Genomic DNA, 25,057 nt, shown 5'->3' with positions numbered 1-25,057 from the left:
GGCCACGCCATGAATGTTCTGTCTTCCGTCGATACCAACAAGGTTGAGGCTGCCGAGGTCGTGGATGAGCTCTGGTACAAGGACGCCATCATCTATCAGCTCCACGTCAAGGCCTTCGCCGACAGCAACAATGACGGCATCGGCGACTTCGCGGGGCTGACCGAGAAGCTGCCCTACCTCCAGGAGCTCGGCGTCACGGCGCTGTGGCTGCTGCCGTTCTACCCCTCGCCCGGCCGCGACGACGGCTACGACATCGCCGACTACGGCTCGGTCAATCCCGATTTCGGGACGATGAAGGATTTCAAGCGCTTCATCCAGGAAGCTCAGAAGCGCGGCTTGCGCGTCATCACTGAGCTCGTGGTCAACCACACCTCGGACCAGCACAGATGGTTCAAGCGCGCGCGCCGCAGCCATCCGGGCTCCAGCGCCCGCAACTGGTACGTCTGGAGCGACACCGACCAGAAGTACCAGGGCACGCGCATCATCTTCACCGACACGGAGAAGTCCAACTGGACCTGGGATCCCGAGGCCGGCGCGTTCTACTGGCACCGCTTCTTCTCGCACCAGCCGGATCTCAACTTCGACAACCCGCGCGTGGTGAGCGCCATCATCCAGGTGATGAAGCGCTGGCTGGACGCCGGCGTCGACGGCTTCCGGCTCGATGCGATTCCCTATCTGTGCGAGCGCGAGGGCACCTCGAACGAGAACCTGCCCGAGACCCATGCCATCATCAAGCGCCTGCGCCAGGAGCTCGACGCGTATTCGAAGGGCAAGCTGCTGCTGGCCGAGGCCAATCAATGGCCGGAGGACGTGCAGGAGTATTTCGGCCGTGGCGACGAATGCCACATGGCCTATCACTTCCCGCTGATGCCGCGCATCTACATGGCGATCGCGCAGGAGGACCGCTTCCCGATCACCGACATCCTGCGCCAGACGCCGGACATTCCCGCGAGCTGCCAATGGGCGCTGTTCCTGCGCAACCATGACGAGCTGACGCTGGAGATGGTCACCGACGTCGAACGGGACTATCTCTGGACCACCTACGCCAACGATCCGCGCGCGCGCATCAATGTCGGCATCCGCCGGCGCCTTGCGCCGCTGATGGACAACGACCGCCGCAAGATCGAGCTGATGAACTCGCTGCTGCTGTCGTTCCCCGGCACGCCGATCATCTATTACGGCGACGAGATCGGGATGGGCGACAACATCTATCTCGGCGACCGCAACGGCGTGCGCACGCCGATGCAGTGGAGCCCGGACCGCAATGGCGGCTTCTCGCGCTGCGACCCGGCCCGCCTCTATGCGCCGCTGATCATGGACCCTGTCTACGGCTACGAATCCGTGAACGTCGAGGCGCAGTCGCGCAGCCTGTCCTCCCTGCTCAGCGCCACCAAACGGCTGATCTCCGTGCGCAAGTCGACACTGGCCTTCGGCCGCGGTACCATGACCTTCATCCGCCCGGCGAACCGGTCCGTGCTGGCCTATGTCCGGCAATATCGCGACGAGGTGATCCTCTGCGTCGCCAATCTGTCGCGCGCCGCGCAAGCAACCGAACTCGACCTGTCGCCGTGGAAGGACCGCATCCCGCAGGAAATGCTCGGCCGCACCCGCTTCCCTGCGATCGGCGAACTGCCCTACATGATCACGCTGGGGCCCTACGGCTTCTACTGGTTCCAGCTTCAGGAGCGCGACAAGTCCGAGCCGGTGACGCCGCGCGCGGTGCCGGAGTTCGAGACCCTGGTGGTGCCGGTGAATTCGAACTGGGTGTCGCTCGCCCGCGAGCGCGGCGTGTTCGAGCGCGACGTGCTGCCGGGATTCTTGTCGCGAACGAGGTGGTATCCCGAGCACAACCCCAAGCACATCCGGACCACGCTGACTTCGGCCGTACCTTTCAGCGACATCGGCGACAATAGACCCTGGATCGCGTTCTTCGAGACGACGCGGGACGGCGTCACGACGCGATACGTGCTGCCCATGCAGATCGAGTGGGTTCGCTTCGATCGAGAGCGGTTCAACCCGAAGGCGCTCGCCGCCGTCCGCCAGGGCGCCCGCGAAGGCACGCTGCTCGACGTCGCCACCGACCAAATCTTCATCGGGCTGTTCTTGCGAGGTCTGTCGCAAAGCCTGGTCGTAGAAGAGAACAATCTGCGGCTGGAGTTCAAGCCCACAAGCCGCTTTGCCGATTACACCATCAAGGAACCGCAACGCATCCGCGCGATCGAGCAGTCGAACAGCACGGCGCTCGTCGACAACCAGTACGTCGCCAAGATCTATCGCCGGCTCGAGAGCGGCATCAGCCCCGAGATCGAGATCGGCCACTATCTCACCGAGGTCGCCCACTTCGCCAATACGCCGGCGCTGCTCGGCAGCGTCGAGCTGGTCGAGGGTAACCAGCACAGCGCGCTCGGCGTGCTGCATGCCTATGTCGAGAACCAGGGCGACGGCTGGACCGTGACCACGGGCTATCTCGATCGCTATATCGACGAACAGCGCGTGCTGCCGGCGGGCGAGAAACTCCGCGAGACCCATGAGCAGGCGCCTTACCTGCACTTCGTCGCGCAGATCGGCCGGCGGCTCGGCGAGCTGCATGTCGCCCTCGCCGCGGCAAAGACGGACGATCTCGCTCCGGAGCCGATCGGCTCCGCATACATCGAGCGCCAGGTATCCGAGCTCAAAGCACGCGCCGAACGGATTTTCGAGCGGCTGGCCGACAGCCGCGACGGCCTGAGAGAGCCGGACCGCCGGCTGATCAATCAGCTCGCGGAGACCCGCGCGAGCCTGTCCGACCGCCTGAATGCGCTATTGCCTTCGGGGATCGGCGGGTTGAACATCCGTCATCATGGCGACTTCCGCCTGGGGCAGACTCTGATCGTGAAGGACGACATTTTCATCATCGACTTCGACGGGGATCCGCGTGTGCCACTGGCCGACAAGCGGCGCAAGGCGCCGGCGGCGCGCGACGTCGCGGGCCTGATCCACTCGATCGACGTTTCGATCAACATGACCCTCAGTCGCGCGCTGACGGGCGCCTCCGACGAGCACGCCCGGCTCACGGCGGCGCTCGACCAATGGCGCGAGCGCGCTACCGCAACCTTCTTGTCCGCCTATCACGAAACCATGACCGATCGGCGGCTATGGCCGGAAGATCCGCGATCCGCGGAAGGCTTGTTGAGGTTCTTCCTGCTTGATCACGCGTTCAACGAAGTAGAGTACGAGCTGTCCCACCGGCCTGAGGGGCTGCATGCCCCGCTGACCGGACTGCTTCGCATTCTGTCAAGTGCCGAGAGCGAAGCCCATGCCTAAGCTGCCTGCCGAAGCCTATGCGATCATCGAGGGCCGCCACTCCGATCCCTTCCACTATCTCGGGCTGCATCCCGAGGGTGGCAGAAGCGTGGTGCGCGCGTTTTTGCCCGAGGCCACCAATGTCGAGGCGGTCGGCGAGCATGGCGAGGTCGCGCCGCTCGACCGCGTCCACGACGCGGGCCTGTTCATCGGAGCCCTGCCCAATGGCTCGAAGCACTACCAGCTCCGTGCAAAGTTCGGCAACGACGTCGTCGAGTTCGAGGATGCCTACCGGTTTCCGCCGATCCTGACCGATTTTGATCTCTACCTCCTCGGCGAAGGCACCCATCAACGCCGCTTCGTGGTGCTGGCGCCGAATGCGCGGCGCGTATCCGTGGTCGGCGACTTCAACTTCTGGGACGGGCGGCGCCATCCGATGCGGGTGCGCGGCAGCGGCTATTGGGAGTTGTTCATCCCGCATGCGAAGTCCGGCGATCACTACAAGTTCGAAATCATCGGCCCGCATGGTCATCTGCTTCCGCTGAAATCCGATCCGATGGCATTTGCGAGCGAGGTGAGGCCGAAGACGGCATCCATCGTGTTCGACGAAGCGCATCTGCCGCGACCGCGGCCCGCGCCCGACGGCATCAATGCCCTGTCGGCGCCGATGTCGATCTACGAGGTCCATCTCGGCTCGTGGCGGCGCAAGAACGGCAATGAATGGCTGACCTATCGGGAGCTGGCCGAGCAGCTGCCGGCCTATGCCCGCGACATGGGCTTCACCCATCTCGAATTCCTTCCCGTGAGCGAACATCCCTTCGACGGCTCGTGGGGCTATCAGCCGACAGGCCTCTATGCGCCGACCAGCCGCTTCGGCACGCCGGAGGACTTCGCGACACTGATCGACGCCTGCCACCGCGAAGGCATCGGCGTGCTGCTCGACTGGGTGCCCGGCCATTTCCCCGATGATCCGCATGGCCTCGGCAGTTTCGATGGCACCGCGCTCTACGAGCACGCCAACCCGCTCCAGGGCCGGCATCTCGACTGGGGCACGCTGATCTACAATTACGGCCGAACGGAAGTGACGAACTTCCTGGTGTCGAATGCGCTGTTCTGGCTGGAGCGCTACGCGATCGACGGCCTGCGGGTCGATGCGGTCGCATCCATGCTCTATCTGGACTACAGCCGGCCGCCGGGCGCCTGGGTCCCGAACCAGTATGGCGGGCGGGAGAATATCGAGGCGATCAACTTCCTGCGCCGCTTCAACACGGAGGTTTTCGCCCGCTTCCCGCAGGCGACCACCGCCGCCGAAGAGTCCACCGCCTGGCCGCAAGTCTCGCGCCCGGTCGAGTTCGGCGGGCTCGGCTTCGGCTACAAGTGGAACATGGGCTGGATGCACGATACGCTGAATTACGTCAGCAAGGATCCGATTCACCGCAAGCACCACCACGGCGACATCTTGTTCGGCCTGCACTACGCCTTCTCGGAAAATTTCATCCTGCCGCTGTCGCATGACGAGGTCGTGCACGGCAAGCGCTCGATCCTCGGCCGGATGCCCGGCGACGAGTGGCAGCGCTTCGCCAATCTGCGCGCCTATTACAGCTTCATGTTCGGCCATCCCGGCAAGAAGCTGCTGTTCATGGGCGCGGAAATCGCGCAGAGCCGGGAATGGAATCACGACCAGTCGCTCGACTGGCACCTGCTCGAATACAAGTACCATTCCGGCATCCAGGCGCTGATCCGCGACCTCAACCGGCTGTATCGCGCGGTGCCGGCGCTGCACCAGATGGATTGCGACCAGGCCGGCTTCGAATGGCTGATCACGGACGATGCCAACCGCAACGTGTTCGCCTGGCTGCGCAAGGGCTTCGACGAGCACGCGCGGTGCCTGGTGATCGCCAACTTCTCGCCGAACGTCTACCAGAACTATCGCGTTCCCGTGCCCTTCGGCGGCAAATGGAAGGAAGTGCTCAATTCGGACTCCGCCCACTATGGCGGCAGCAATGTCGGGAATGTCGGCGAAGTTCATGCCGAGGGCGGCGAGCTCCGCCTCACCATTCCGCCGCTCGCTGCGATCTTCCTCGTTCCGGAAAGCTGATCGATGCGCCTGACTGCTGGATCGCCGGCGCGGCTCGGCGCAAGCTGGGACGGACGCGGCACCAATTTCGCGCTGTTCTCCGCCAACGCTCAGAAGGTCGAGCTCTGCCTGTTCGACGCCCAAGGCCGCCGCGAGCTCGAACGGATCGAATTGCCTGAGAGGACCGAGGACGTCTGGCACGGTTATCTCAACGACGTCTCGCCCGGCCAGCTCTATGGCTATCGCGTGCACGGACCCTACGAGCCCGAGCACGGCCACCGCTTCAACGCCAACAAGCTGCTGCTCGATCCCTATGCCAAGCGCCTTACCGGGCGACTGGTCTGGAGCGATGCGCATTTCGCCTACCGCACGGGAAGCCCGCGCGAGGATCTGTCCTTCGACCGGCGTGACAATGCGCGCGGCATGCCGAAGGCGGTCGTGGTCGACGAGACCTTCAACTGGGGCCGCCGCGAGATCCGTCCCAACATTCCCTGGGAAGACACCATCATCTACGAGGCCCACGTCAAGGGCCTGACCCAGAAGCGCGACGACGTGCCGCCGAATTTACGCGGTACCTATGGCGGCCTGTCCTCGCCGGCGATGATCGATCACCTGAAGAGGCTCGGCGTCACCACCATCGAGCTTCTCCCGGTCCACAGCTTCGTCGACGACCGCATCCTCGTGGAAAAGAAGCTCGCCAATTACTGGGGCTACAACACGCTGTCCTTCTTCGCGCCCGAGCTGCGCTACGCCCAGGACAATGCGCTCGATTCCTTCCGCACCACGGTGGCCCGGCTGCACGACGCCGGCATCGAGGTGATGCTCGACGTCGTCTATAACCACACAGCCGAGGGCAATCATCTCGGCCCGACGCTGTGCTATCGCGGCATCGACAACGCCTCCTATTACTGGCTGAACCGCGAGAACCCGCGCTATTACGACGACTTCACCGGCTGCGGCTCGTCGGTGAACCTGACCCATCCGCGCGTCCTCCAGATGGTGATGGATTCACTCCGCTACTGGGTCGAGGTCTGCCATGTCGACGGCTTCCGCTTCGACCTCGCCACCACGCTGGCGCGCGGGCCGAACGGGTTTGATCGCGGCAGCTCGTTCCTGACCGCGGTACGGCAGGACCCGGTGCTGGCGACCGTCAAGCTCGTCGCCGAGCCCTGGGACCTCGGCCTCGGCGGCTACCAGGTCGGCGCCTTCCCCTCGCAATGGTCGGAGTGGAACGACCGTTATCGCAGCGCCATGCGCCGCTACTGGAGCGGCGAAGGCAGCCTGATCGGCGACATCTCCAGCCGCATGACAGCCTCGTCCGACCTGTTCAACCATGACGGACGGCGACCGCGCGCCAGCATCAACCACATCACCGTGCACGACGGCTTCACGCTCGCCGACCTCTTCAGCTACAACGAGAAGCACAACGAGGCCAATGGCGAGGACAATCGCGACGGGTCCAACGACAACCACAGCAACAATTGCGGCGTCGAGGGTCCGACCGACGATCCCAAGATCATCAGCCTGCGCCGGCAACTGCGCAAGAACGTGCTGGCCTGCCTGATGCTGGCGCAGGGCGTTCCGCTGATCCTCGCCGGCGACGAGGTTGGAAATTCTCAATCCGGCAACAACAACGCCTATTGCCAGGACAACGAGGTCGGCTGGGTCGGCTGGGACAATCTCGGCAAGGAAGGCGACGACATGGTCGATTTCGTCGCCCATCTCGCCGACATCCGCCGCCGGTTCTCGCAGCTGCGCAGCCATCGCTGGCTCGATGGCCGTCCCAAGGACGGCGTCTCGTACGGCGCGCTGTGGCTGACTCCCGCCGGCCACGAGATGACGGAGAGCGACTGGAAATTCCCGGAAGGCCGGTTCCTCTCCTATGTGATGGGGCCGATGGAACCGGGTGGGGCCGCGATCTTTATCGTACTGAACGCCGCTCCCGAAGAGATTGCATTCAAATTGCCCCAAATGACCGAATACAAGAGCTGGCAGCAGATCCTGAACACGACCGATGCCAAGCTGAATACGATCGACTTTCTGCCCGGGAGCGACAGCAAGGCGCCGCCGCGCTCCGTGCTCGCCTTCGCGGGGGCGCTATGAGACCGTCCTTCGGGGCGAGGCCGACGAAGGACGGCGTGTCGTTCCGCCTATGGGCGCCCGCCGCACGCCGTGTCGACCTCCTGCTCGACCGCGGGCACGCGATGCAGCGCCGACAGGATGGCTGGTATGTCGCCGACATCGCCGGCCTCACCGCCGGCAGCCCCTACAAGTTCAGGATCGACGACGAGATCGACGTGCCGGATCCTGCGTCAGCCTTCCAGCCCGAGGATGTGTTCGGCCCGAGCGAGGTGATCGATCACGACGCCTTCGTATGGCGCGCGCGCGATTGGCGCGGCCGTCCCTGGGAGGAGACGGTGCTGATCGAGACTCATGTCGGCACCTTCACGCCGGAGGGCACATACCGCGCCATGATCGACAAGCTCGATCATCTCGCGGCAACCGGCATCACCGCGCTGGAATTGATGCCGCTCGCCGATTTCGCCGGGCGCCGCGGCTGGGGCTATGACGGCGTGCTGTGGTACGCGCCCGACAGCGCCTATGGCCGGCCCGAAGACCTGAAGACGCTGATCGACGAGGCGCATCTGCGCGGGCTGATGGTGTTCCTCGACGTCGTCTACAATCATTTCGGACCCGAGGGGAATTACCTCGGCCGCTATGCGCCGACCTTCTTCACCGACGCGCACACGCCCTGGGGCAGTGCGATCGACTATCGCGTGCCGCAGGCGCGAGCCTTTGCCGTCGAGAACGCACTGTGCTGGCTCGGCGACTATCGCTTCGACGGCCTCAGGCTGGATGCCGCCAATCACATCATGGCTGCCCCGGGAGAGCAGTCCATGCTGCAGGACCTCAGCGTCGCCGCCGGCGAGCTCGCCAGGGCCACGGGACGCCACATCCACCTCGTGCTGGAGAACGGCGACAATCGCGCCAGCCTGCTCGACGCCGCGCAGGAGCCACCGAACGGCAAATATCGCGGACAATGGAACGACGATTATCATCACGTCTGGCATGTGATGCTGACCGGCGAGCTCGCCGGTTACTACGCCGACTACCAGACGCCGCGCATGGACCTCGCGCGCGCGCTCGCCTCCGGCTTCGTCTACCAGGGCGAAATCTCGGAGTTCTGGGGCAAGAGGCCGCGGGGCGAGCCGAGCCATGAGCTGCCGCCGGCAACCTTCGTCAATTTCCTCCAGAACCACGACCAGATCGGCAACCGTCCGCTTGGCGAGCGCCTGGAAAGCCTGGCATCGCCAGAACAGATCGAGGCTGCGCTCGCAGTGACTTTGCTCGCGCCGATGGTGCCGATGCTGTTTCAGGGCGAGGAATGGGGCTCGACAGTCCCCTTCCCGTTCTTCTGCGATTTCCAAGGGGGGCTCGCCGATGCCGTGCGCACGGGCCGCAAGCAGGAATATGCCTGGGCTTACGAAAAATACGGCGACGAGGTGCCCGATCCGCTCGATCCGGCAACGTTGCAATCGGCCGTGCTCGACTGGACCGGCCGCACGCCGCAACAGCACGCGCGGCTTGCGCTGGTAAAGGATCTGCTCGCGCTCCGCCGCAAGGAAATCATGCCCCGGCTCAAGGGTGCAAGCTTCGGCGACGCCGAGGCGGCGGACAACGGCCTGCTCACCGCGCATTGGCGGATGGGCGACGGCACGACGTTGCGCCTCGTCGCCAATCTGTCGGATCACGAGATCACCTCCACCCTCAGCGCGGGTACACCGATCTGGGGCGGCGCCAGCGAGCGGCTTCGGCCCTGGTCGGTGGTCTGGCATCTCGGAGGTTGACATGCCTCCTGCCATTCCGCTCGCAACCTACCGGCTGCAGCTCACCGCGGATTTCGACTTCGACAAGGCCGCCGCGGTGGTTCCCTATCTCAAGGCGCTGGGGATCACGCATCTCTATGCTTCGCCGGTGATGAAGGCACGCAAGGGCTCGACCCATGGCTACGACACCGTCGATCACGGCCAGTTCAATCCCGAGCTCGGCGGCGAGGCTGGTTTCGCGCGGCTGAGCGAGGCGTTGAGCAGGCACGACCTCGGGCTCATCATCGATTTCGTGCCCAACCATGTCGGCGTGCATTTCGCCGACAATCCCTGGTGGCTCGACGTACTGGAATGGGGCCAGGCCTCGCCTCATGCCGTCTCCTTCGATATCGACTGGGATCAACTGGCCTTCCGCGCCCGCGGCGGCGTGCTGCTGCCAATCCTCGGTTCGTCCTATGGTGACGCGCTGGAGGGTGGCAACATCGAGCTGCGCTACGATCCGGATGAGGGCAGTCTTTCCGCATGGTATTTCGAGCATCGCCTGCCCATCGCGCCGGAGCGCTATGGCGAGGTGCTGCGCATGATCGTCAAGGAAGCGGACGCGGCGGAAACGGAGCCCGGCAAACGCCTGCTCGCGCTCGCCGCACGCTACACAGGATTGCGCCGGCCCAACCGCAAGGAAGCTCCTGCATTCAAGTCGGAGCTCAAGGAGATTGCAGGTGCTGCCGACCTTATCGCGCAAGGCCTCGCGGCCTATCGCGCCGGCAAGGACCGCCCGGCGCAGACGCTGACGCTGCATCACCTGCTGGAGCGCCAGCACTACAAGCTCGGGCACTGGCGGCTTGCCTCAAGCGATATCAACTATCGCCGCTTCTTCGACGTCAACGGGCTCGCGGGACTGCGCGTCGAAGACCCCGGCACGTTTGCCGCCACACACCGGCTCGTGAAGCAACTCATCGCCGAGGGCAAACTGCAGGGAATCCGTCTCGATCACATCGATGGCCTGCGTGACCCCGCACAATATTGCCAGCGCTTGCGCCGGCTGGTGCGCGACGCCCAAGGCAACACAAAGCCGTTCTATACGGTCATCGAAAAGATCCTGTGCGAACACGAGCGCCTGTCGCATTTCGCCGGCGTCCAGGGTACCACCGGCTACGAGTGGATGAACGTCATCACGCATGTCTTGGTCGATCCCAAGGGCCTGGATGCGCTGGACGAGACCTGGCGGCAGATCAGCAACCGGCCGCCGCGGCTTGCGCCTTACGTCAAGGATGCGAAGCGACGGGTGCTGGAGACGCTGCTGACCAGCGAATTCACCGTGCTGACGCGCCTGCTCGCGCGCATCGCCAACGGGCATTATTCGACACGGGACTTCTCGGCCGACAGCCTGCGACAGGCGCTCGAGCTCTACGTGCTGCATTTCCCGGTCTATCGCACCTACCTGACGCATAGCGGCCCGACGGCACCGGATCGCAAGCTGATCGAGGACACCATCGAGCGCGCCCGCGACGAGTGGTTTGCCGCCGACGAAGGCATTTTCGACTTCCTGCGCGACGCCCTCACGATGGACCTGCTCAAGCCCGGCCGTCCCCCGCACAGCGCCCAGCGCGTGCGCCGCTTCGCGCTGAAGGTGCAGCAATTCACCGGGCCGATGATGGCGAAGTCACTGGAGGACACCGCCTTCTATCAATTCCACCGGCTGCTCGCGCTGAACGAGGTCGGCGGCGATCCCGCGAGCACCGGCCTCACCATTGCCGCCTTCCACCAGGCCATGCAGGCCCGCGCCCGGGAATGGCCGCAAGGCATGACGGCGACCGCTACGCACGACACGAAGCGCGGCGAGGACGCCCGCACCCGGATCGCGGCGCTGAGCGAGCTTCCCGGCGAATGGACCAGCGCGGTGGCGCGGTGGAAGGTGTTGAACGCGCCGCATCTCACACACCGGGACAGTTTCCGCGCGCCGTCGGCGACGTTCGAATACATGCTTTACCAGACCCTGCTCGGTGCCTGGCCGCTCGAGCAGCCGGCCGATGGCGCTTTCGTCGCGCGCATTCAGGCTTATGCGCTCAAGGCCGCGCGGGAAGGCAAGGAGGAGACGAGCTGGCTCAACCCGCATGAAGCCTATGAGAACGGCATACGAGACTTCATCGAGAAGATCCTCGACCCGGCTCAGTCCGCAGAATTCCTGGAAGCATTGCAGACGCTGGCTCGCCGCGTCGCGCTGCTCGGAACGCTGAACTCGCTGAGCCAGCTCACACTCAAGGCGATGCTACCGGGCGTGCCGGACTTCTACCAGGGCACCGAGTTCTGGGACCTGTCGCTGGTCGACCCCGACAACCGCCGCCCGGTGGACTTTGCCGCGCGCCATGCGGCGCTGAACGCGCTGGAGAATCCGGATTGGCGCGGCCTGAGCAGGAGCTGGCCGGACGGCCAGCTCAAGCTGGCCTGGACGCGACATCTTCTCAAGCTGCGCAATGGACTCGCCGACGTCTTCGCCCAGGGCGATTATCAGCCGCTCGAGGTGCGCGGTGCACATGCCGACCACGTGATCGCCTTCGCGCGCCGACATGGCCGCGCCGCCGCGATCGTCGTAGTCGGGCGTCACTTCGCGCCGTTCACGCAAGGGGGCCGGGAATGGCCCGCGGCGGAAGGCTTCGATGCGACCGTCGATATCAGCGGCTATACCGCGACGGGCCTTGCGGGGAACGAAGTCTCGCTCGCGCAGGCCTGGCGCGATCTTCCCGTAGCCGTCATCGAGGCGCGGACTGCGAACGCGGTAAAGCCGATGCGCCAGCGCGTGCGCGGCTGAGGCTACTTGCCGCCGTCCTTGGTCAGGAGCAATTGGCCGCGCTTCTTGATCGTGGCCTGGGCCATCTCGGCAAAGCGCTGCAACAGCCAGGGCAGCACCACCTCGACGCGGACCTGATCGTCGGCGACGTCGACCCGACCGCTCGCGATCTGCCCGAGCGCGCGGATGCGGAAATTCATCGTGTCGCCGCTCCAGCTCTCTTCCTCGACCTGCATCACGGGAATGCTTGCCGCAGCGCGGCCAAGCCCGGTCTTGAGCCGGCGCGCTGCCTCCTCGCGGCCGAGGCGATGGGGAATGGAGACGACAAGCGGTGCTGACATGGGCCCTGGCCTTTCGCGACTGATCTCACATAGTCATGCCGGACCCACCAACAAAGGTTCCATGCAAGTTGAACCTTCGGCCGTGTTTCAAAGGGGGAACTTTAGGACCTGCGGCAAGTTGCCCTCGCACGACGGGACAGGTTGCAATGACCCTTTCAACGAAGGGCTGAGGAGATTCGCATGTCAATCGGCACGATTATTCTGATCATCTTGATCATCGCCCTGCTCGGCGGCTTCAGCGGCATCGGCGGCGGGCCGTTCTATGGCACCGGCTATTACGGAGGCGGTGGCCTCGGGCTCGTCATCGTCATCCTGCTGATCCTGCTTCTGATGGGACGGATCTAGCCAGATGCAGTCATTCCGGGGCGCGCCTACGCGCGAACCCGGAATCTCGGGCCACGAACTCTGGATTCCGGGTCTGCGCTTCGCAGCCCGGAATGACGTTTGGGAAAGCTCCTACTTTACCTTCCCCGCCAGCTTCTTGATCCCCGCCTTGATCGATACCGCGGCATCGTCATAACCCTCCCACGCCCTCGATCGCGCCAGCAGGCCCGGCACGGTGCGCAGCGTATAGCGCTTCGGATCGAGATCGCTCTTCACCTGCGACCAGGTCAACGGCATCGAGACCGTGGCCCCTGTGCGCGCCCGCGGCGACAACGGGGCCACCGCCGTCGACATCCGATCGTTGCGCAGGTAGTCCAGGAAAATCTTTCCCTTGCGCAGCTTCTTCGACATGTTGAGCAGATAGCGCTCGGGATCGTCGTCGGCCATCCATTGGCAGACGCCCTGCGCGAACGCCTTGGCCTCCTTCCAGCTCACCTTGTCGCGCGCGCCGTGGAGCAGCGGCACCACCACATGCAGCCCTTTGCCGCCCGTGGTCTTGCAAAAGCTGTCCATGCCGATGTCGGAAAGGCGCTGCCGCATCTCCCTGGCCGCCGCGACGACGTCTGCGAATTCGACCTCGGGCGCAGGATCGAGATCGAACACCAGCCGGCCCGGCGTGTTGTATGCGTAAGGCGCGCAATTCCAGGGATGCAGCTCCACGCCGCCGATCTGCGCCACGGCGGCGAGCCCCTCGATCCGGTCGATCTGCAAATACGGCTTGCGGTCGCCGGACACTCGCGCGAGCTCCAGCAGGTTCGACGTGCCCTGCATGGCGTGGCGCTGGAAGAAGGATTCGCGCTCGATGCCATCTGGGGCGCGGATCAGCGAGCACGGCCTTCCCTTGAGATGCACGATCATCCATTCGCCAACGGCTTCGAGATATCGCGCGAGGTCCAGTTTCGTTACGGGCTCGCCATTGCCGTCATCGGGCCAGAGCTCCTTGTCGGGCTTGGAGATCACGACACCCATGACCTGGGCAGTGCCAGCCTCCTTCGTCATCTTGGCGGACTTCGGCTTGGCGCGTCTGTTCGGCGAGGGCTCGGCGAGCTCGGTGTCGACGGGCGTCTCGGCTTCGACCTCCTCGGCAGGCTTGTCCTGCCGCAGGCCCTTGAACGCCGCCTGGCGGATATTGCCGTCGGCCGTGAAGCCGGCAAACTCGATCTCTGCAACGAGCTCCGGCTTCAGCCAGTGCACCTCGCGCGTCTTCTTCGGCGCATTCTTGCCGCCGAAGGGGCTTTCCTTGGCCGCCATGGCTTTCAGCGCCGGCATGATGCGCTTGACCTTGTCCGCGCCAAAGCCGGTGCCGACCATGCCGACGAAGGCGAGATGATCGCCGCGCTGCACGCCGGCCATCAGGGAACGGAATTTGCCGTTGGTCGTCTTGTAGCCGCCAATCACCACCTCGTGGCCCGCGCGACATTTCGATTTGACCCAGCTCTCGGTACGGCCGGAGCGATACGGCGCGTTCAGCTTCTTCGACACCACGCCTTCGAGCTCGAGCTTGCAGGCTGATTGCAGCACGGCATCGCCACCGCTCTCGAAATGCTCGACATAGCGGATCTCGCTCGATTTCCGCTTGCGCGTTTCCAGCAGTTTCTTGAGTTGCGACTTGCGCTCGCCGAGCGGCAGCCGGCGGTAATCCTGACCTTCGGCGAACAGAAGGTCGAAGGCAAAGAAGATCAGATCATCGGTCTTGCCATCGGACAACGCAGCCTGAAGCGAGGAGAAGTTCGGCGCGCCGTTATGGTCGAGCGCGACGATCTCGCCGTCGATCATCACGTCAGGCAGCGCGCTCGCCTCCTTGGCAATGGAGGCGAACTTGCCGGTCCAGACCCTTGCGCGTCTTGAGCGTCGCCTCGCCGTCCTCGACCCGGAGCTGGACGCGATAGCCGTCGAACTTGATCTCGTGGCACCAGCCCTCGCCGGACGGCGGCCGTTCGACCAGCGTACAGAGCTGCGGCGCGACGAAGTCCGGCATCTCCGAGACCTTCCTGGCCTTCGTTGCCGGCGTGGCCGTCTTCTTCGCCGCCCTGCCGGCCTTCAACGCGATCCGCGGCGCCGGCTTCACCGTGCGCCCTTTCGTCTCCTCGGAACGGTTGGACTGCCAGACGGCATCGGCCTTGCCCTTGGGGCCCCTGGCCAGCATGAACGGCTTCGGCGCGCGGCCCTTGCCTTCGGCGATCTGCTCCATCGCGCGGCCGGAGGCGACGGACCTGTCCTGGTCGAGAATGTCGTTGTCCGCGCCTTCGCGGGCATATTCATCGCGATGCTTGATGAGGAGCCAGTTGGTGCGCTTGCCGCCGGTGCGGTCGTTGCGCATGCGCACCAGCACCCAGCTCCCCTGCAGCTTCTCGCCATGCAGGGTGAACTTCAGGTCGCCCTTCTTGAAACCGGCCTCCGGATCTTCCGATTCCCAGGTCCCGCGGTCCCACAGCATCACCGTGCCGCCGCCATATTGCCCTTCCGGAATCGTCCCTTCGAAATCGCCATAGTCGAGCGGATGGTCTTCCACCTCGACGGCCAGCCGCTTGTCCTGCGGATCGAGCGAGGGCCCCTTCGTCACCGCCCAGGACTTGAACACGCCGTCAAATTCGAGCCTGAGATCGTAGTGCAGTCTGGTCGCATCATGTTTCTGGATCACGAAGCGCCGCTGTTTTGATGGCACCACTGCGGTCTTGCCCGATGGTTCGGGCGTCTTCTCGAAGTCCCGCTTCTTTCGATACGTGGAGAGTTTTTGCAGCACGATCGGTCCCGCTTCTCTTTCGCCATCGAGCCTATCACGGCCAAAGTCCCGCCCGGAACCAAAACCCGATCGGACGGTTGGGGTTCCAAAACGCCTTGAAAACGCTGGAGAATGGAATGGCCCCGCGCGCCTATTGGAAGGGAACGTTGAAGCTGTCGCTGGTCAGTTGCCCGGTCGTGCTCTATCCGGCGACCACGGCGGCGGAGAAGACGCGGTTTCACCTGATCAACCGTGAGACCGGGAACAGGCTCAAGCAGCAGATGATCGATGCCGAGACCGGCGACATCGTGGAGAGCGACCAGAAAGGCCGCGGCTACGAGTTGCGCAAGGGCAAATATGTCGAGATCGAACCGGAGGAGCTCGAAGCAGTCCAGATCGAGAGCAACCACACCATCGACATCGAGAGCTTCGTGCCGAGCGAGGAGATCGACCAGCGCTATCTCAATCACCCCTATTACATCGCGCCGGACGGCAAGGCCGCGGTCGATGCCTTCGCGGTGATCCGCGACGCCATGAAGGACCAGGACCGCGTGGCGCTCGCCAAGATCGTGCTGACCAACCGCGAGCACGTCATGGCGATCGAGCCGCTCGGCAAGGGCCTGCTCGGCACCACGCTGCGTTTCCCCTACGAGCTGCGCGACGAGGACCAGTTCTTCGACGAGATCAAGAGCCCGAAGATCACCAAGGACATGGTCGAGCTCGCCGGCCACATCCTGCAGACCAAGGCGGCGCATTTCGATCCCCGCAAATTCAAGGACGAGTACGAGGACGCCCTGAAGGCACTGGTGAAGCGCAAGGCCAGCGGCAAGAAGATCGAGCTGCCGGAGCCCGAGGAGCGGCCGAGCAACGTCGTCAGCCTGATGGACGCGCTGAAGCAGAGTCTGAAGGGCCGCGGCGGGAAGAAGACGGCGGCGAAGCCGCATGCGCGACGCGCGACGGGGCGGCAGCGCGCTGCGAAGAAGACGCACCGGTCGACCGCGCGGCAGAGGAAGGCGGGGTGACAACCCAACCGTCATTCCGGGGCGATGCAAAGCATCGAGCCCGGAATCCATCATGCCGAGCGCGACGGGCGGAGAAATGGATTCCGGGCTCGCGCTGGCGCGCGCCCCGGAATAACAGTGAGACTCAATCCCCCGCCTTCAGCCGGTAACCGATCCCTGTCTCCGTCAATACATATTGCGGCCGTTCCGGATCGGCTTCGATCTTCTGGCGGAGCTGGCGGACATAGACGCGCAAATATTGCGCGTCGGTCAACTCGTCCCAGAGCTCCCGAAGCAGGAAGCGGTGGGTGAGCACCTTGCCGGCATGCTGCACCAGCACGCGCAACAGGTCATATTCCTTCGGCGAGAGCTTCACGTCACGATCGCCGACCTTGACGATGCGGCGGACGAGATCGACCGAGAGATCGCCAGTACGGAAAACCGGGCGCTCGCCCTTGACCTGGAGCTGGTGGCGCAGCGCAGCGCGCAGGCGCGCCAGAAGCTCCTCCATTCCGAACGGCTTGGTTAGATAGTCGTCGGCACCGAGATCGAGCGCCTGGACCTTGCCGGCCTCGTCGCCGCGACTCGACAGTACCACGATCGGCACGCCTTCGTTGCGGGCGCGGATGGTGCGGAGCAGCTCATGCCCCTGAACGTCGGGCAGGCCGAGATCGAGGATGATCAGCGCCGGCCCCTCCTCGAGCTTCTCCAGCGCGGTCTTGCCGTTCGACGCCTCCAGGATCTCATAGCCTTGCGTCGTCAGCCCCATCCGCAGCAATTTGCGGATCGGCGGCTCGTCGTCGATGACCAGGACCTTGATCGGAGCAGCGCTCATGCGGCGGTATCCAATGCGTGGCTCTCTGCCGGAACCGGCAGGCGGATGGTGATGACCGCGCCGCTCCGCTCGCTGCGGTTGGCCGCAGAGATCGTGCCGCGCATCGCCTCGACGAAGCCGCGGGAAATGGCGAGGCCGAGCCCGGTGCCGGGACGGACGTGATCGCCTTTCTGCACGCGATAGAACTTGTCGAACACGCTCTCGAGCTCGTCGGGCGGAATGCCGGCTCCTTCGTCCGCGATCTGGAGCAAGACATGTCCGCGGTCGCGCCGACCGCTGATCGAGATCGTGGTCTCGGGCGGCGAGTATTTGGCTGCATTGTCGAGCAGATTGAACAGCACCTGCTCGAACAGCACGGCATCGAGCTGAAGCATCGGCAGATCGGCGGCCAGCACCAGCTCGATCTTGTGCGCCGTGAGTATCTTGCTGGCGCGCCGCAACGCGCTGCCCACGATCTCGCCGAGATCGTGAAGCGCGGTATTCGGCACGATGGCGCCGGATTCGAGCTTGGTCATGTCGAGCAGATTGGCAATGAAGCGGTTGAGCCGCTCGGATTCGTCAATCACGGTGGCGAGCAGATCGCGCTTCTCGGTGTCGGACAGCGCGCCGGCGAGATCGCGCATTGTGGAAGCCGCGCCCAGCACGGAGGCGAGCGGCGTCTTCAGGTCATGCGAGATCGAGGTCAACAGCGCCGAGCGCAGCCGCTCGGATTCGACGGTGCGCTTGACGCGGTCCATGTCCTCGACCAGCAGCACGCGCTCGATCGCGAGCGCGCCCTGGTCGACCAGCGCGTCGAGCAGCCGGCGCTGGTCCGGCGTCAGCAGCGGGCCGGTGCGGTCGTTGTCGATGCCGATGACGCCGATCGGGCCGCGCCCGGTGCGCATCGGCAGGAACAGACGCTTTGCACCCGGCAGCGTGTCCGAGCCCCGGCCGGCGGGGCGATCGTTGCTCCAGGCCCAATTGGCGGCGGCAAGATCGGCCTGGTCGAGCTCATCTTCGGGCGGATAGCCGGACTTCACCGTGAGCAGGCCCTCGTCCGGCAGCAGCAGCACCACGCGCACCTTCAGCATCAACGCGATCTGGTAGGCGGTCGCCCACAGCACGTCGTCGAGCGTGGCGGTGCCGGCGAGCTTGCGGCTGAAGGCATGGAGCTGCTCGGTCATCCTGATCCGGCCGATCGCGGTGTCGGCCTGGATACGCACGCGCGCCGCGACATTGGAGACGATCATCGCCACCACCATGAACAGCACGAAGGCGGCGACGTTGGTCGGGTCGGTGATCGTAAAAGTGTAGATCGGCGGCAGGAAGAAGAAATTGTAGGACAGCGAGGCGGCGACCGTCGCCAGCAGCGACGGCCACAGGCCATAACGGACAGCGACCGCGACCACCGCCGTCAGCAGCACGAGGTCGACGTTCTCGATGCCGAAACGGGGCTGGATGAGCTGCGCGGCGCCGAGGCCGATCAACACGATGCCCAGCGCCTTGAAATAGGGCAGCGGATCGAACGGCTCGGATCGCGCAGCAGTCTGCACCGCCGTCTTGGGCGCCGCTTCCGCGGACAGTTCATCGCCGGGGATGACGTGAACGCTGATGTTGCCGGCGCGACGCACCAAATCATGCACCACTGAGCCGCGCGTCATCTCGAACCAGCGCGAGCGCGTCGACTTGCCGATCACGATCTGGGTGACGTTGTTGCCTTGCGCGAAATTGACGACGTCGTCGGCGATCCGGCGGCCGACGGCAGGGATGGTCAGCGCCTCGCCGCCGAGCGATTCCGCTAGCCGCAGCGTGTCGGCCAGCCGGTCGCGCTCCTCGTCGGACAATTGCAGGGATCGCCGCGTCTCGATCGAGATCGCGGTGAACGGCGCATGCAGCCGGTCGGCCAGTCGCTTGGTGTAGCGCACGAGGCCGGCCGCGCGCGGATCCTCGCTGACGCAGACGAGGATGCGCTCACCCGCGGCCCAGGGCCCGGGAATCGCATTCGCCTGCATGTGGGTGAGGAGCTGCTCGTCGACCCGCTCGGCCGTCCGCCGCAGCGCGAGCTCGCGCAGGGCGGTCAGATTGCCCGGCGAGAAATAGTGCTCAAGCGCCCGCTCGGCCTGCTTGGGCACATAGACCTTGCCCTCCTTCAGCCGCTGGATCAGATCGTCGGGGGTGAGGTCGATCAGCTCGATGGCGTCGGCGCGGTCGAACACCGAATCCGGCACGGTCTCGCGCACCCTGACATGGGTGATCTGCGCGACGACGTCGTTCAGGCTCTCGATGTGCTGGATGTTGACGGCGGTGTAAACGTCGATGCCGCGGGAGAGCAGCTCCTCGACGTCGAGATAGCGCTTGGGATGGCGGCAAAGGGGCGCATTGGTGTGGGCGAGCTCATCGACGAGCGCAATCTGCGGCCGGCGCGCGATCACCGCATCGAGATCCATCTCCTCGACGGTCTGGCCGCGATAGTCGAACCGCTTGCGCGGGATCACTTCGAGACCGCGGACCAGAGCCTCGGTCTCGGCGCGGCCATGGGTTTCGACGAACCCGACGACGACATCGACGCCGGCCTTGCGCTTGGCATGGGCGCTCTGCAGCATCTCGTAGGTCTTGCCGACGCCGGGAGCGGCGCCGACGAAGATCTTCAGCTTGCCGGTCGCACCTTCCTCCCGCCGCGCAGCTTCCAGCAGCGCCTCGGGAGAGGGACGTTGTTCGGGATCGCGGCGCTCTCGGACCATCTCGCCAATATAATCATCTGCGCGCCACGAGCCTAGACTGCTACTTCGCGGCCATGCGATCGAGCGCGAGATTCAGCGCGAGAACGTTAACCCTGGGTTCGCCGAGCAGGCCGAGCAGACGGCCTTCGGTGTTGGCGGTCACGAGCTGCTTGACCTGATCTTCAGGCAGATTCCGCGCCTTCGCCACGCGGGGCACCTGGAATTGCGCCGCTTCCGGCGAGACGTTCGGGTCGAGGCCGCTGGCCGAGGTCGTCACCAGGTCGACCGGCACGGCCGCGTTCGGATTCTCGCCCCTGAGCTTGTCCACATCTTCCTTGAGCCGGTCGGCCAGCGCCTTGCTGGTCGGGCCGAGGTTGGAGCCGCCAGAATTGGCGGCGTTGTAGGGGGCCGACACCGTCTTGGTCGAATCGTTCGGGTCCGGCGCAAGCGTCGCCGACAGACGGCCGTGGAAGTATCTGTCGTCCTTGAACTCCTGCCCGATCAGGGCGGAGCCGATCACCTTGCCGTCCTTTTCGATGAGGCTGCCCTGCGCCTGCACGGGAAACAGCGTGCCGGCAATGGCGGTCATCGCGAGCGGATAGGCAAGGCCGGTGATGGCGGTGAGCGCCAGCAACAGGACGATCGCGGGGCGGATTTCTCTGAGCATGTTAGGTCTCCTATTTCTTTCGTCATTGCGAGGGAGGCGAAGCAATCCAGAGGCGTTCTTGGGAGGCAGTCTGGATGGCTTCGTCGCTTCCCTCCTTGCAACGACGGCGTTATGCCAGGTGCAAGGCGGTCACCAGGAGGTCGATCGCCTTGATGCCGATGAAGGGAATGACGATGCCGCCCAGGCCATAGATCAGCAGGTTACGCCGGAGCAGCGCACCGGCACCGACCGCGCGATAGGCGACGCCCTTCAGCGCCAGCGGGATCAACGCGACGATGATCAATGCGTTGAAGATGATCGCCGACAGGATGGCGCTTTGCGGGCTCGACAGGTTCATGACGTTGAGCACGTTGAGCTGGGGGTAGAACGCCAGGAACATCGCCGGAATGATCGCAAAATACTTGGCGACATCGTTCGCGATCGAGAACGTCGTCAGCGCACCCCGCGTCATCAAGAGCTGCTTGCCGATCTCGACCACCTCGATCAGCTTGGTCGGGTTGGAGTCGAGGTCGACCATGTTGCCGGCTTCGCGGGCCGCCTGGGTGCCGGTGTTCATGGCGACGCCGACGTCGGCCTGGGCGAGCGCCGGCGCATCGTTGGTGCCGTCGCCGCACATCGCGACCAGCTTGCCCTTGGCCTGCTCGTCGCGGATCAGCTTGAGCTTGTCCTCGGGGGTTGCCTGCGCCAGGAAGTCGTCGACGCCAGCCTCCGCGGCGATCGCGGCCGCCGTCATCGGATTGTCGCCGGTGATCATGATGGTGCGGATGCCCATGCGGCGGAGCTCTGCGAAACGCTCGCGGATACCGCCCTTGACGATGTCCTTGAGCTGGACGACGCCCAGCAGCTTGCCGTCCCTGGCGACCGCCAGCGGCGTGCCGCCGGCCTTCGATATCTCGTCGGCGATCGTCTGAAGCTCGCGGCCGGTGTCCGAGAGCGTCGCGGGCTGGATGGCACGGGCGGTGTTGCCGGAGGCAACAGCCTGCGGTGCCCCACCGTTGACATAGTTGAGCATGGCATCGACCGCGCCCTTGCGCACGGACGAGCCGCCGGCATCGACGCCGCTCATGCGGGTCTGTGCCGTGAAGGGGATGAAAGTCGCTCCGAGCTCGGCCATGTCGCGGCCGCGGATGCCGTACTTCTCCTTGGCCAGCACGACGATCGAGCGGCCCTCCGGCGTCTCGTCCGCGAGCGATGCGAGCTGGGCCGCGTCCGCAAGCTCCTGCTCGGTGACGCCGCGCAGGGGACGGAACGCGGTCGCCTGCCGATTGCCGAGCGTGATGGTCCCGGTCTTGTCGAGCAGCAACGTGTCGACGTCGCCGGCGGCTTCGACCGCCCGGCCGGACATTGCCAGCACGTTGAAGCGCACCAGGCGGTCCATGCCGGCGATGCCGATCGCCGACAGCAGCGCACCAATCGTGGTGGGGATGAGCGTCACGAACAGCGCAACAAGCACGATCACCGAGATCGAGCCACCGGCATAGGCCGCATAGCTCGGGATCGTCACGGTGGCGAACACGAAGATGATGGTGAGGCCGGCAAGAAGGATGTTGAGCGCGATCTCGTTCGGTGTCTTCTGCCGCTCCGCGCCCTCGACCAGCTTGATCATGCGGTCGATGAAGGTCGAGCCCTGGGCTGCCGTGATGCGGACGCGGATCCAGTCCGACAGCACCTGCGTGCCGCCGGTCACCGCCGAACGGTCGCCGCCGGATTCGCGGATCACGGGTGCGGATTCGCCGGTGATGGCGGCCTCGTTGACGGAGGCGACGCCCTCGATCACCTCACCGTCCGAGGGGATCGTGTCGCCTGCCTCGACCAGAACGATATCACCCACTTTCAGGCTCGTGCCGGGCACGAGCTTGTAATCGCGGCTCGCGCCGCTCAGGAGCTTGGCCTGGCTCTCGGTGCGGGTCTTGCGCAGCGTCTCGGCCTGCGCCTTGCCACGGCCCTCGGCCACTGCTTCAGCAAGGTTGGCGAACAGCACGGTGAACCACAGCCAGAGGATGATCTGGAAGGTGAATCCGAGATTTTCCCCACCGGTCAGGAGATCGCGCAGGAAGATCACCGTGGTGAGCGCAGCGACGATCTCGACCACGAACATGACCGGGTTCTTGATCATGGCGCGCGGATCGAGCTTGGCGAAAGCCGCGCCGATCGCCGGCATCACGATCCTGGGATCCAGCATCGCCGAGACCGGCATGCGCTTGTTGGGTTTATGGACAGGTTCCATGGAGGTCACTCCGAAAAAGCTGGATCAGAACAGGTCGCCGGCGTTCATCGCGAGGTGCTCGACGATGGGGCCGAGCGCGAGCGCCGGGAAGAAGGTCAGGCCGCCCATGATCAGGATGACGCCGACGACGAGACCGACGAACAGGCCGCCCGTGGTCGGGAACGTGCCCATCGACGGCGGGATCGATTTCTTGGCCGCGAGCGACCCCGCGATCGCCATCGCCGGCACGATCATGAAGAAGCGGCCGACGAACATCGCACTGGCGAGCGTGAGATTGTAGAAGAAGGTGTTGCCGGTGAGGCCCGCGAAGGCCGAGCCGTTGTTGGCCGTCCCCGAGGTGAAGGCGTACAGCACTTCCGTGAAGCCGTGCGGTCCGGCATTCGCCATGGAGGCGACTGCCGCCGGATAGACCACGCCGACGGCGGTCCAGCCGAGAATCATCAGCGGCAGGACGAGAATGGCGAGCATCGCCATCTTGACCTCGCGCGCCTCGATCTTCTTGCCGACATATTCGGGGGTGCGGCCGACCATCAGGCCCGCGACGAAGATCGCGAGGACGACGAACAGCAGCATGCCGTACATGCCGGCGCCGACGCCGCCGACGATGATCTCGCCGAGCTGCATGTTGATCAGCGGGATCATGCCGCCGAGCGCGGTGAAGCTGTCGTGCATGGCGTTGACGGCGCCGCAGGAGGCGGCCGTGGTGATCACGGCGAACAGCGAGGAGGCGACGATGCCGAAGCGGACCTCCTTGCCTTCCATGTTGCCGCCGGTCAGGCCCAGCGCATGCATGGTCGCGGTGCCGTTGGCTTCCGCCCAATAGCAGACGCCGACGCCGGCAACGAACAGCAGGCCCATCACGGCGAGGATCGCCCAGCCCTGGCGCTGGTTGCCGACCATGCGTCCGAACACATTGGTGAGCGCGGCGCCGAGCACGAAGATCGACAGCATCTGCACGAAGTTCGACAGCGCGGTCGGGTTCTCGAAGGGGTGCGCGGCGTTGGCGTTGAAGAAGCCGCCGCCGTTGGTGCCGAGCATCTTGATCGCGACCTGCGAGGCGACCGGGCCGACCGCGATGGTCTGCCTGGCGCCCTCGAGCGTGGTCGCCTCGACATAGGCCCCGAGCGTCTGCGGCATGCCCTGCCAGACCAGGAAAAGCGTGTAGACGATGCAGATCGGCAGCAGGACGTAGAGCGTGCAACGGGTCACATCGACCCAGAAATTGCCGACCGTGCGCGCGGAGGCGCGGGCAAAGCCGCGGATCAGCGCGACCGCGAGCACGATACCCGTCGCTGCGGACAGGAAGTTCTGGTGCGTGAGGCCGACCATCTGGGTCAGATAGGACAGCGTGCTCTCGCCGCCGTAGTTCTGCCAGTTGGTGTTGGTGATGAAGGACACCGCAGTGTTGAAGGACAGATCTTCGGCGACCGCGCCCTGCCCGGCCGGATTGAACGGCAGCACGGCCTGGAGCCGCATCACGCCGTAGATGATGAGGAAGCCGCCGACATGGAACAGCAGCATGGCGACAGTGTAGGTCACCCAGTGCTGCTCGCGCCTCTCGTCGACGCCGGAAATCCAGTAGATTCCGGCTTCGATCGGACGCAGGACGGGCGACAGGAAGGTCGGTTCGCCGTTGAACACGCGCGTCATGTACCAGCCGAGCGGCTTCGTCAGCGCGACGATAATCGCACAATAAAGAATGATCTGGAGCCAACCGATCACAGTCATGGCATTAACCCTTCAAGCTTTGCGGCCGGCGCAACAGCGGCAGCAGCAGTGCAAGCAAGCCCGCGACGAGCGCGGCTTCGGCGAGCAGCAGTTCAGCGAGCAGCAGCATGGCGTCAGAACCGCTCGGGCCGCAGCAGTGCATAGGTGAGATAGAGCAGGAGGCCGAATGAGACGGCGCCGGCGAGTGCATAATCGAAGATCATGGCCCGCTCCCTCACAGCCGTTCGCAGGCGTAGGTGTAGCCGATGGCGAGCGCGAAGAAGCCGAAGCCCAGCGCCAGCATGAGAATGTCCATCATGGAAATGCTCCTCGTTGCCCTCTGTCTCTGAGGCAACCATGTCTCTGCTTCCGGCAGGCAGCTTGCGGTGAATCAAGCACAGCGCATGTCCCGCGGCGCCTGCCCGGAACTTTCACTGCACCGAAGTGCCACTCGGGACATAGGTTTTCGAGATGAGGGCTATGGCAAAGTTATAGGAATC

The 25,057-nt window shown here is 64.9% G+C and carries 14 protein-coding genes and 1 pseudogene; 7 read left to right on the top strand and 8 right to left on the bottom strand.

The genetic code is table 11. The features are described from left to right. Positions 1-9: 9 nt before the first annotated feature. Genes treS through treY form a run of 5 tightly spaced genes read left to right on the top strand, consistent with a single transcriptional unit; the run spans position 10 to position 11,995 of the window. Complete coding sequence (gene treS, locus AX729_RS02485) at positions 10-3,303, top strand: maltose alpha-D-glucosyltransferase (RefSeq protein ID WP_061020325.1); 3,294 nt, start codon at positions 10-12, stop codon at positions 3,301-3,303. Further along, the gene (gene glgB / locus AX729_RS02480) at positions 3,296-5,380 is read left to right on the top strand and encodes a 1,4-alpha-glucan branching protein GlgB (protein WP_061020324.1); all 2,085 of its coding nucleotides are present in this window, start codon (positions 3,296-3,298) and stop codon (positions 5,378-5,380) included. Before treS ends, glgB begins: the two co-directional genes overlap by 8 nt. 3 nt (positions 5,381-5,383) lie before the next feature. Then, complete coding sequence (glgX, locus tag AX729_RS02475; RefSeq protein WP_061020323.1) at positions 5,384-7,462, top strand: glycogen debranching protein GlgX; 2,079 nt, start codon at positions 5,384-5,386, stop codon at positions 7,460-7,462. Beyond that, entirely contained in the window at positions 7,459-9,207 is a 1,749-nt protein-coding gene (gene treZ, locus AX729_RS02470; protein ID WP_061020322.1) for a malto-oligosyltrehalose trehalohydrolase, read from the top strand. The genes glgX and treZ overlap by 4 nt, the downstream gene beginning before the upstream one ends. A 1-nt stretch (position 9,208) precedes the next feature. After that, on the top strand, positions 9,209-11,995 hold the full coding sequence (treY, locus tag AX729_RS02465) for a malto-oligosyltrehalose synthase (protein WP_061020321.1): 2,787 nt from the start codon (positions 9,209-9,211) through the stop codon (positions 11,993-11,995). Positions 11,996-11,997: 2 nt separating this feature from the next. Here the strand turns inward: treY and AX729_RS02460 are convergent, their stop codons facing one another. Continuing rightward, positions 11,998-12,315, bottom strand: coding sequence for a polyhydroxyalkanoic acid system family protein (locus tag AX729_RS02460; RefSeq protein WP_061020320.1), 318 nt, complete (start codon positions 12,313-12,315; stop codon positions 11,998-12,000). 180 nt (positions 12,316-12,495) lie between these two features. Here AX729_RS02460 and AX729_RS38380 point away from each other — a divergent pair, with 180 nt between their 5' ends. Further along, on the top strand, positions 12,496-12,660 hold the full coding sequence (locus tag AX729_RS38380; RefSeq protein WP_008560028.1) for a DUF3309 family protein: 165 nt from the start codon (positions 12,496-12,498) through the stop codon (positions 12,658-12,660). 111 nt (positions 12,661-12,771) lie between these two features. Here the strand turns inward: AX729_RS38380 and ligD are convergent. Then, positions 12,772-15,442, bottom strand: a pseudogene (gene ligD / locus AX729_RS02455) (DNA ligase D). Positions 15,443-15,558: 116 nt separating this feature from the next. Here ligD and ku point away from each other — a divergent pair. Then, positions 15,559-16,443, top strand: coding sequence for a non-homologous end joining protein Ku (ku, locus tag AX729_RS02450; RefSeq protein ID WP_061020319.1), 885 nt, complete (start codon positions 15,559-15,561; stop codon positions 16,441-16,443). Positions 16,444-16,567: 124 nt separating this feature from the next. Here the strand turns inward: ku and AX729_RS02445 are convergent, their stop codons facing one another. From AX729_RS02445 to AX729_RS02420, 6 genes are all read right to left on the bottom strand, one after another. Further along, on the bottom strand, positions 16,568-17,257 hold the full coding sequence (locus AX729_RS02445) for a response regulator transcription factor (protein ID WP_061020318.1): 690 nt from the start codon (positions 17,255-17,257) through the stop codon (positions 16,568-16,570). Continuing rightward, complete coding sequence (locus AX729_RS02440; protein ID WP_061020317.1) at positions 17,254-19,977, bottom strand: DUF4118 domain-containing protein; 2,724 nt, start codon at positions 19,975-19,977, stop codon at positions 17,254-17,256. Before AX729_RS02440 ends, AX729_RS02445 begins: the two co-directional genes overlap by 4 nt. A 40-nt stretch (positions 19,978-20,017) precedes the next feature. Then, positions 20,018-20,623, bottom strand: a complete 606-nt coding sequence (locus AX729_RS02435) for a K(+)-transporting ATPase subunit C (protein ID WP_061020316.1) — start codon at positions 20,621-20,623, stop codon at positions 20,018-20,020. A 109-nt stretch (positions 20,624-20,732) separates the two neighbouring features. After that, positions 20,733-22,850 (bottom strand): potassium-transporting ATPase subunit KdpB, encoded by a 2,118-nt coding sequence (gene kdpB / locus AX729_RS02430; RefSeq protein WP_061020315.1) that lies wholly within the window; start codon positions 22,848-22,850, stop codon positions 20,733-20,735. A gap of 24 nt (positions 22,851-22,874) precedes the next feature. Beyond that, positions 22,875-24,578, bottom strand: coding sequence for a potassium-transporting ATPase subunit KdpA (gene kdpA / locus AX729_RS02425; protein WP_061020314.1), 1,704 nt, complete (start codon positions 24,576-24,578; stop codon positions 22,875-22,877). Positions 24,579-24,691: 113 nt separating this feature from the next. Next, positions 24,692-24,781, bottom strand: coding sequence for a K(+)-transporting ATPase subunit F (locus AX729_RS02420; protein ID WP_049814895.1), 90 nt, complete (start codon positions 24,779-24,781; stop codon positions 24,692-24,694). Positions 24,782-25,057 lie beyond the last annotated feature (276 nt).

The organism is Bradyrhizobium sp. CCH5-F6, from assembly GCF_001556045.1.
GTDB lineage: Bacteria > Pseudomonadota > Alphaproteobacteria > Rhizobiales > Xanthobacteraceae > Bradyrhizobium.
Note: the sequence above shows the minus strand (reverse complement) of the source record. Positions and strands in the feature narration are given on the sequence as shown.

Excerpts from the sequence above, each read along its gene's own strand:
- treS (WP_061020325.1), top strand. The coding sequence starts at position 10 with ATGAATGTTCTGTCTTCCGTCGATACCAACAAGGTTGAGGCTGCCGAG.
- glgB (WP_061020324.1), top strand. The coding sequence starts at position 3,296 with ATGCCTAAGCTGCCTGCCGAAGCCTATGCGATCATCGAGGGCCGCCAC.
- glgX (WP_061020323.1), top strand. The coding sequence starts at position 5,384 with ATGCGCCTGACTGCTGGATCGCCGGCGCGGCTCGGCGCAAGCTGGGAC.
- treZ (WP_061020322.1), top strand. The coding sequence starts at position 7,459 with ATGAGACCGTCCTTCGGGGCGAGGCCGACGAAGGACGGCGTGTCGTTC.
- treY (WP_061020321.1), top strand. The coding sequence starts at position 9,209 with ATGCCTCCTGCCATTCCGCTCGCAACCTACCGGCTGCAGCTCACCGCG.
- AX729_RS02460 (WP_061020320.1), bottom strand. The coding sequence starts at position 12,315 with ATGTCAGCACCGCTTGTCGTCTCCATTCCCCATCGCCTCGGCCGCGAG.
- AX729_RS38380 (WP_008560028.1), top strand. The coding sequence starts at position 12,496 with ATGTCAATCGGCACGATTATTCTGATCATCTTGATCATCGCCCTGCTC.
- ku (WP_061020319.1), top strand. The coding sequence starts at position 15,559 with ATGGCCCCGCGCGCCTATTGGAAGGGAACGTTGAAGCTGTCGCTGGTC.
- AX729_RS02445 (WP_061020318.1), bottom strand. The coding sequence starts at position 17,257 with ATGAGCGCTGCTCCGATCAAGGTCCTGGTCATCGACGACGAGCCGCCG.
- AX729_RS02440 (WP_061020317.1), bottom strand. The coding sequence starts at position 19,977 with ATGGTCCGAGAGCGCCGCGATCCCGAACAACGTCCCTCTCCCGAGGCG.
- AX729_RS02435 (WP_061020316.1), bottom strand. The coding sequence starts at position 20,623 with ATGCTCAGAGAAATCCGCCCCGCGATCGTCCTGTTGCTGGCGCTCACC.
- kdpB (WP_061020315.1), bottom strand. The coding sequence starts at position 22,850 with ATGGAACCTGTCCATAAACCCAACAAGCGCATGCCGGTCTCGGCGATG.
- kdpA (WP_061020314.1), bottom strand. The coding sequence starts at position 24,578 with ATGACTGTGATCGGTTGGCTCCAGATCATTCTTTATTGTGCGATTATC.
- AX729_RS02420 (WP_049814895.1), bottom strand. The coding sequence starts at position 24,781 with ATGATCTTCGATTATGCACTCGCCGGCGCCGTCTCATTCGGCCTCCTG.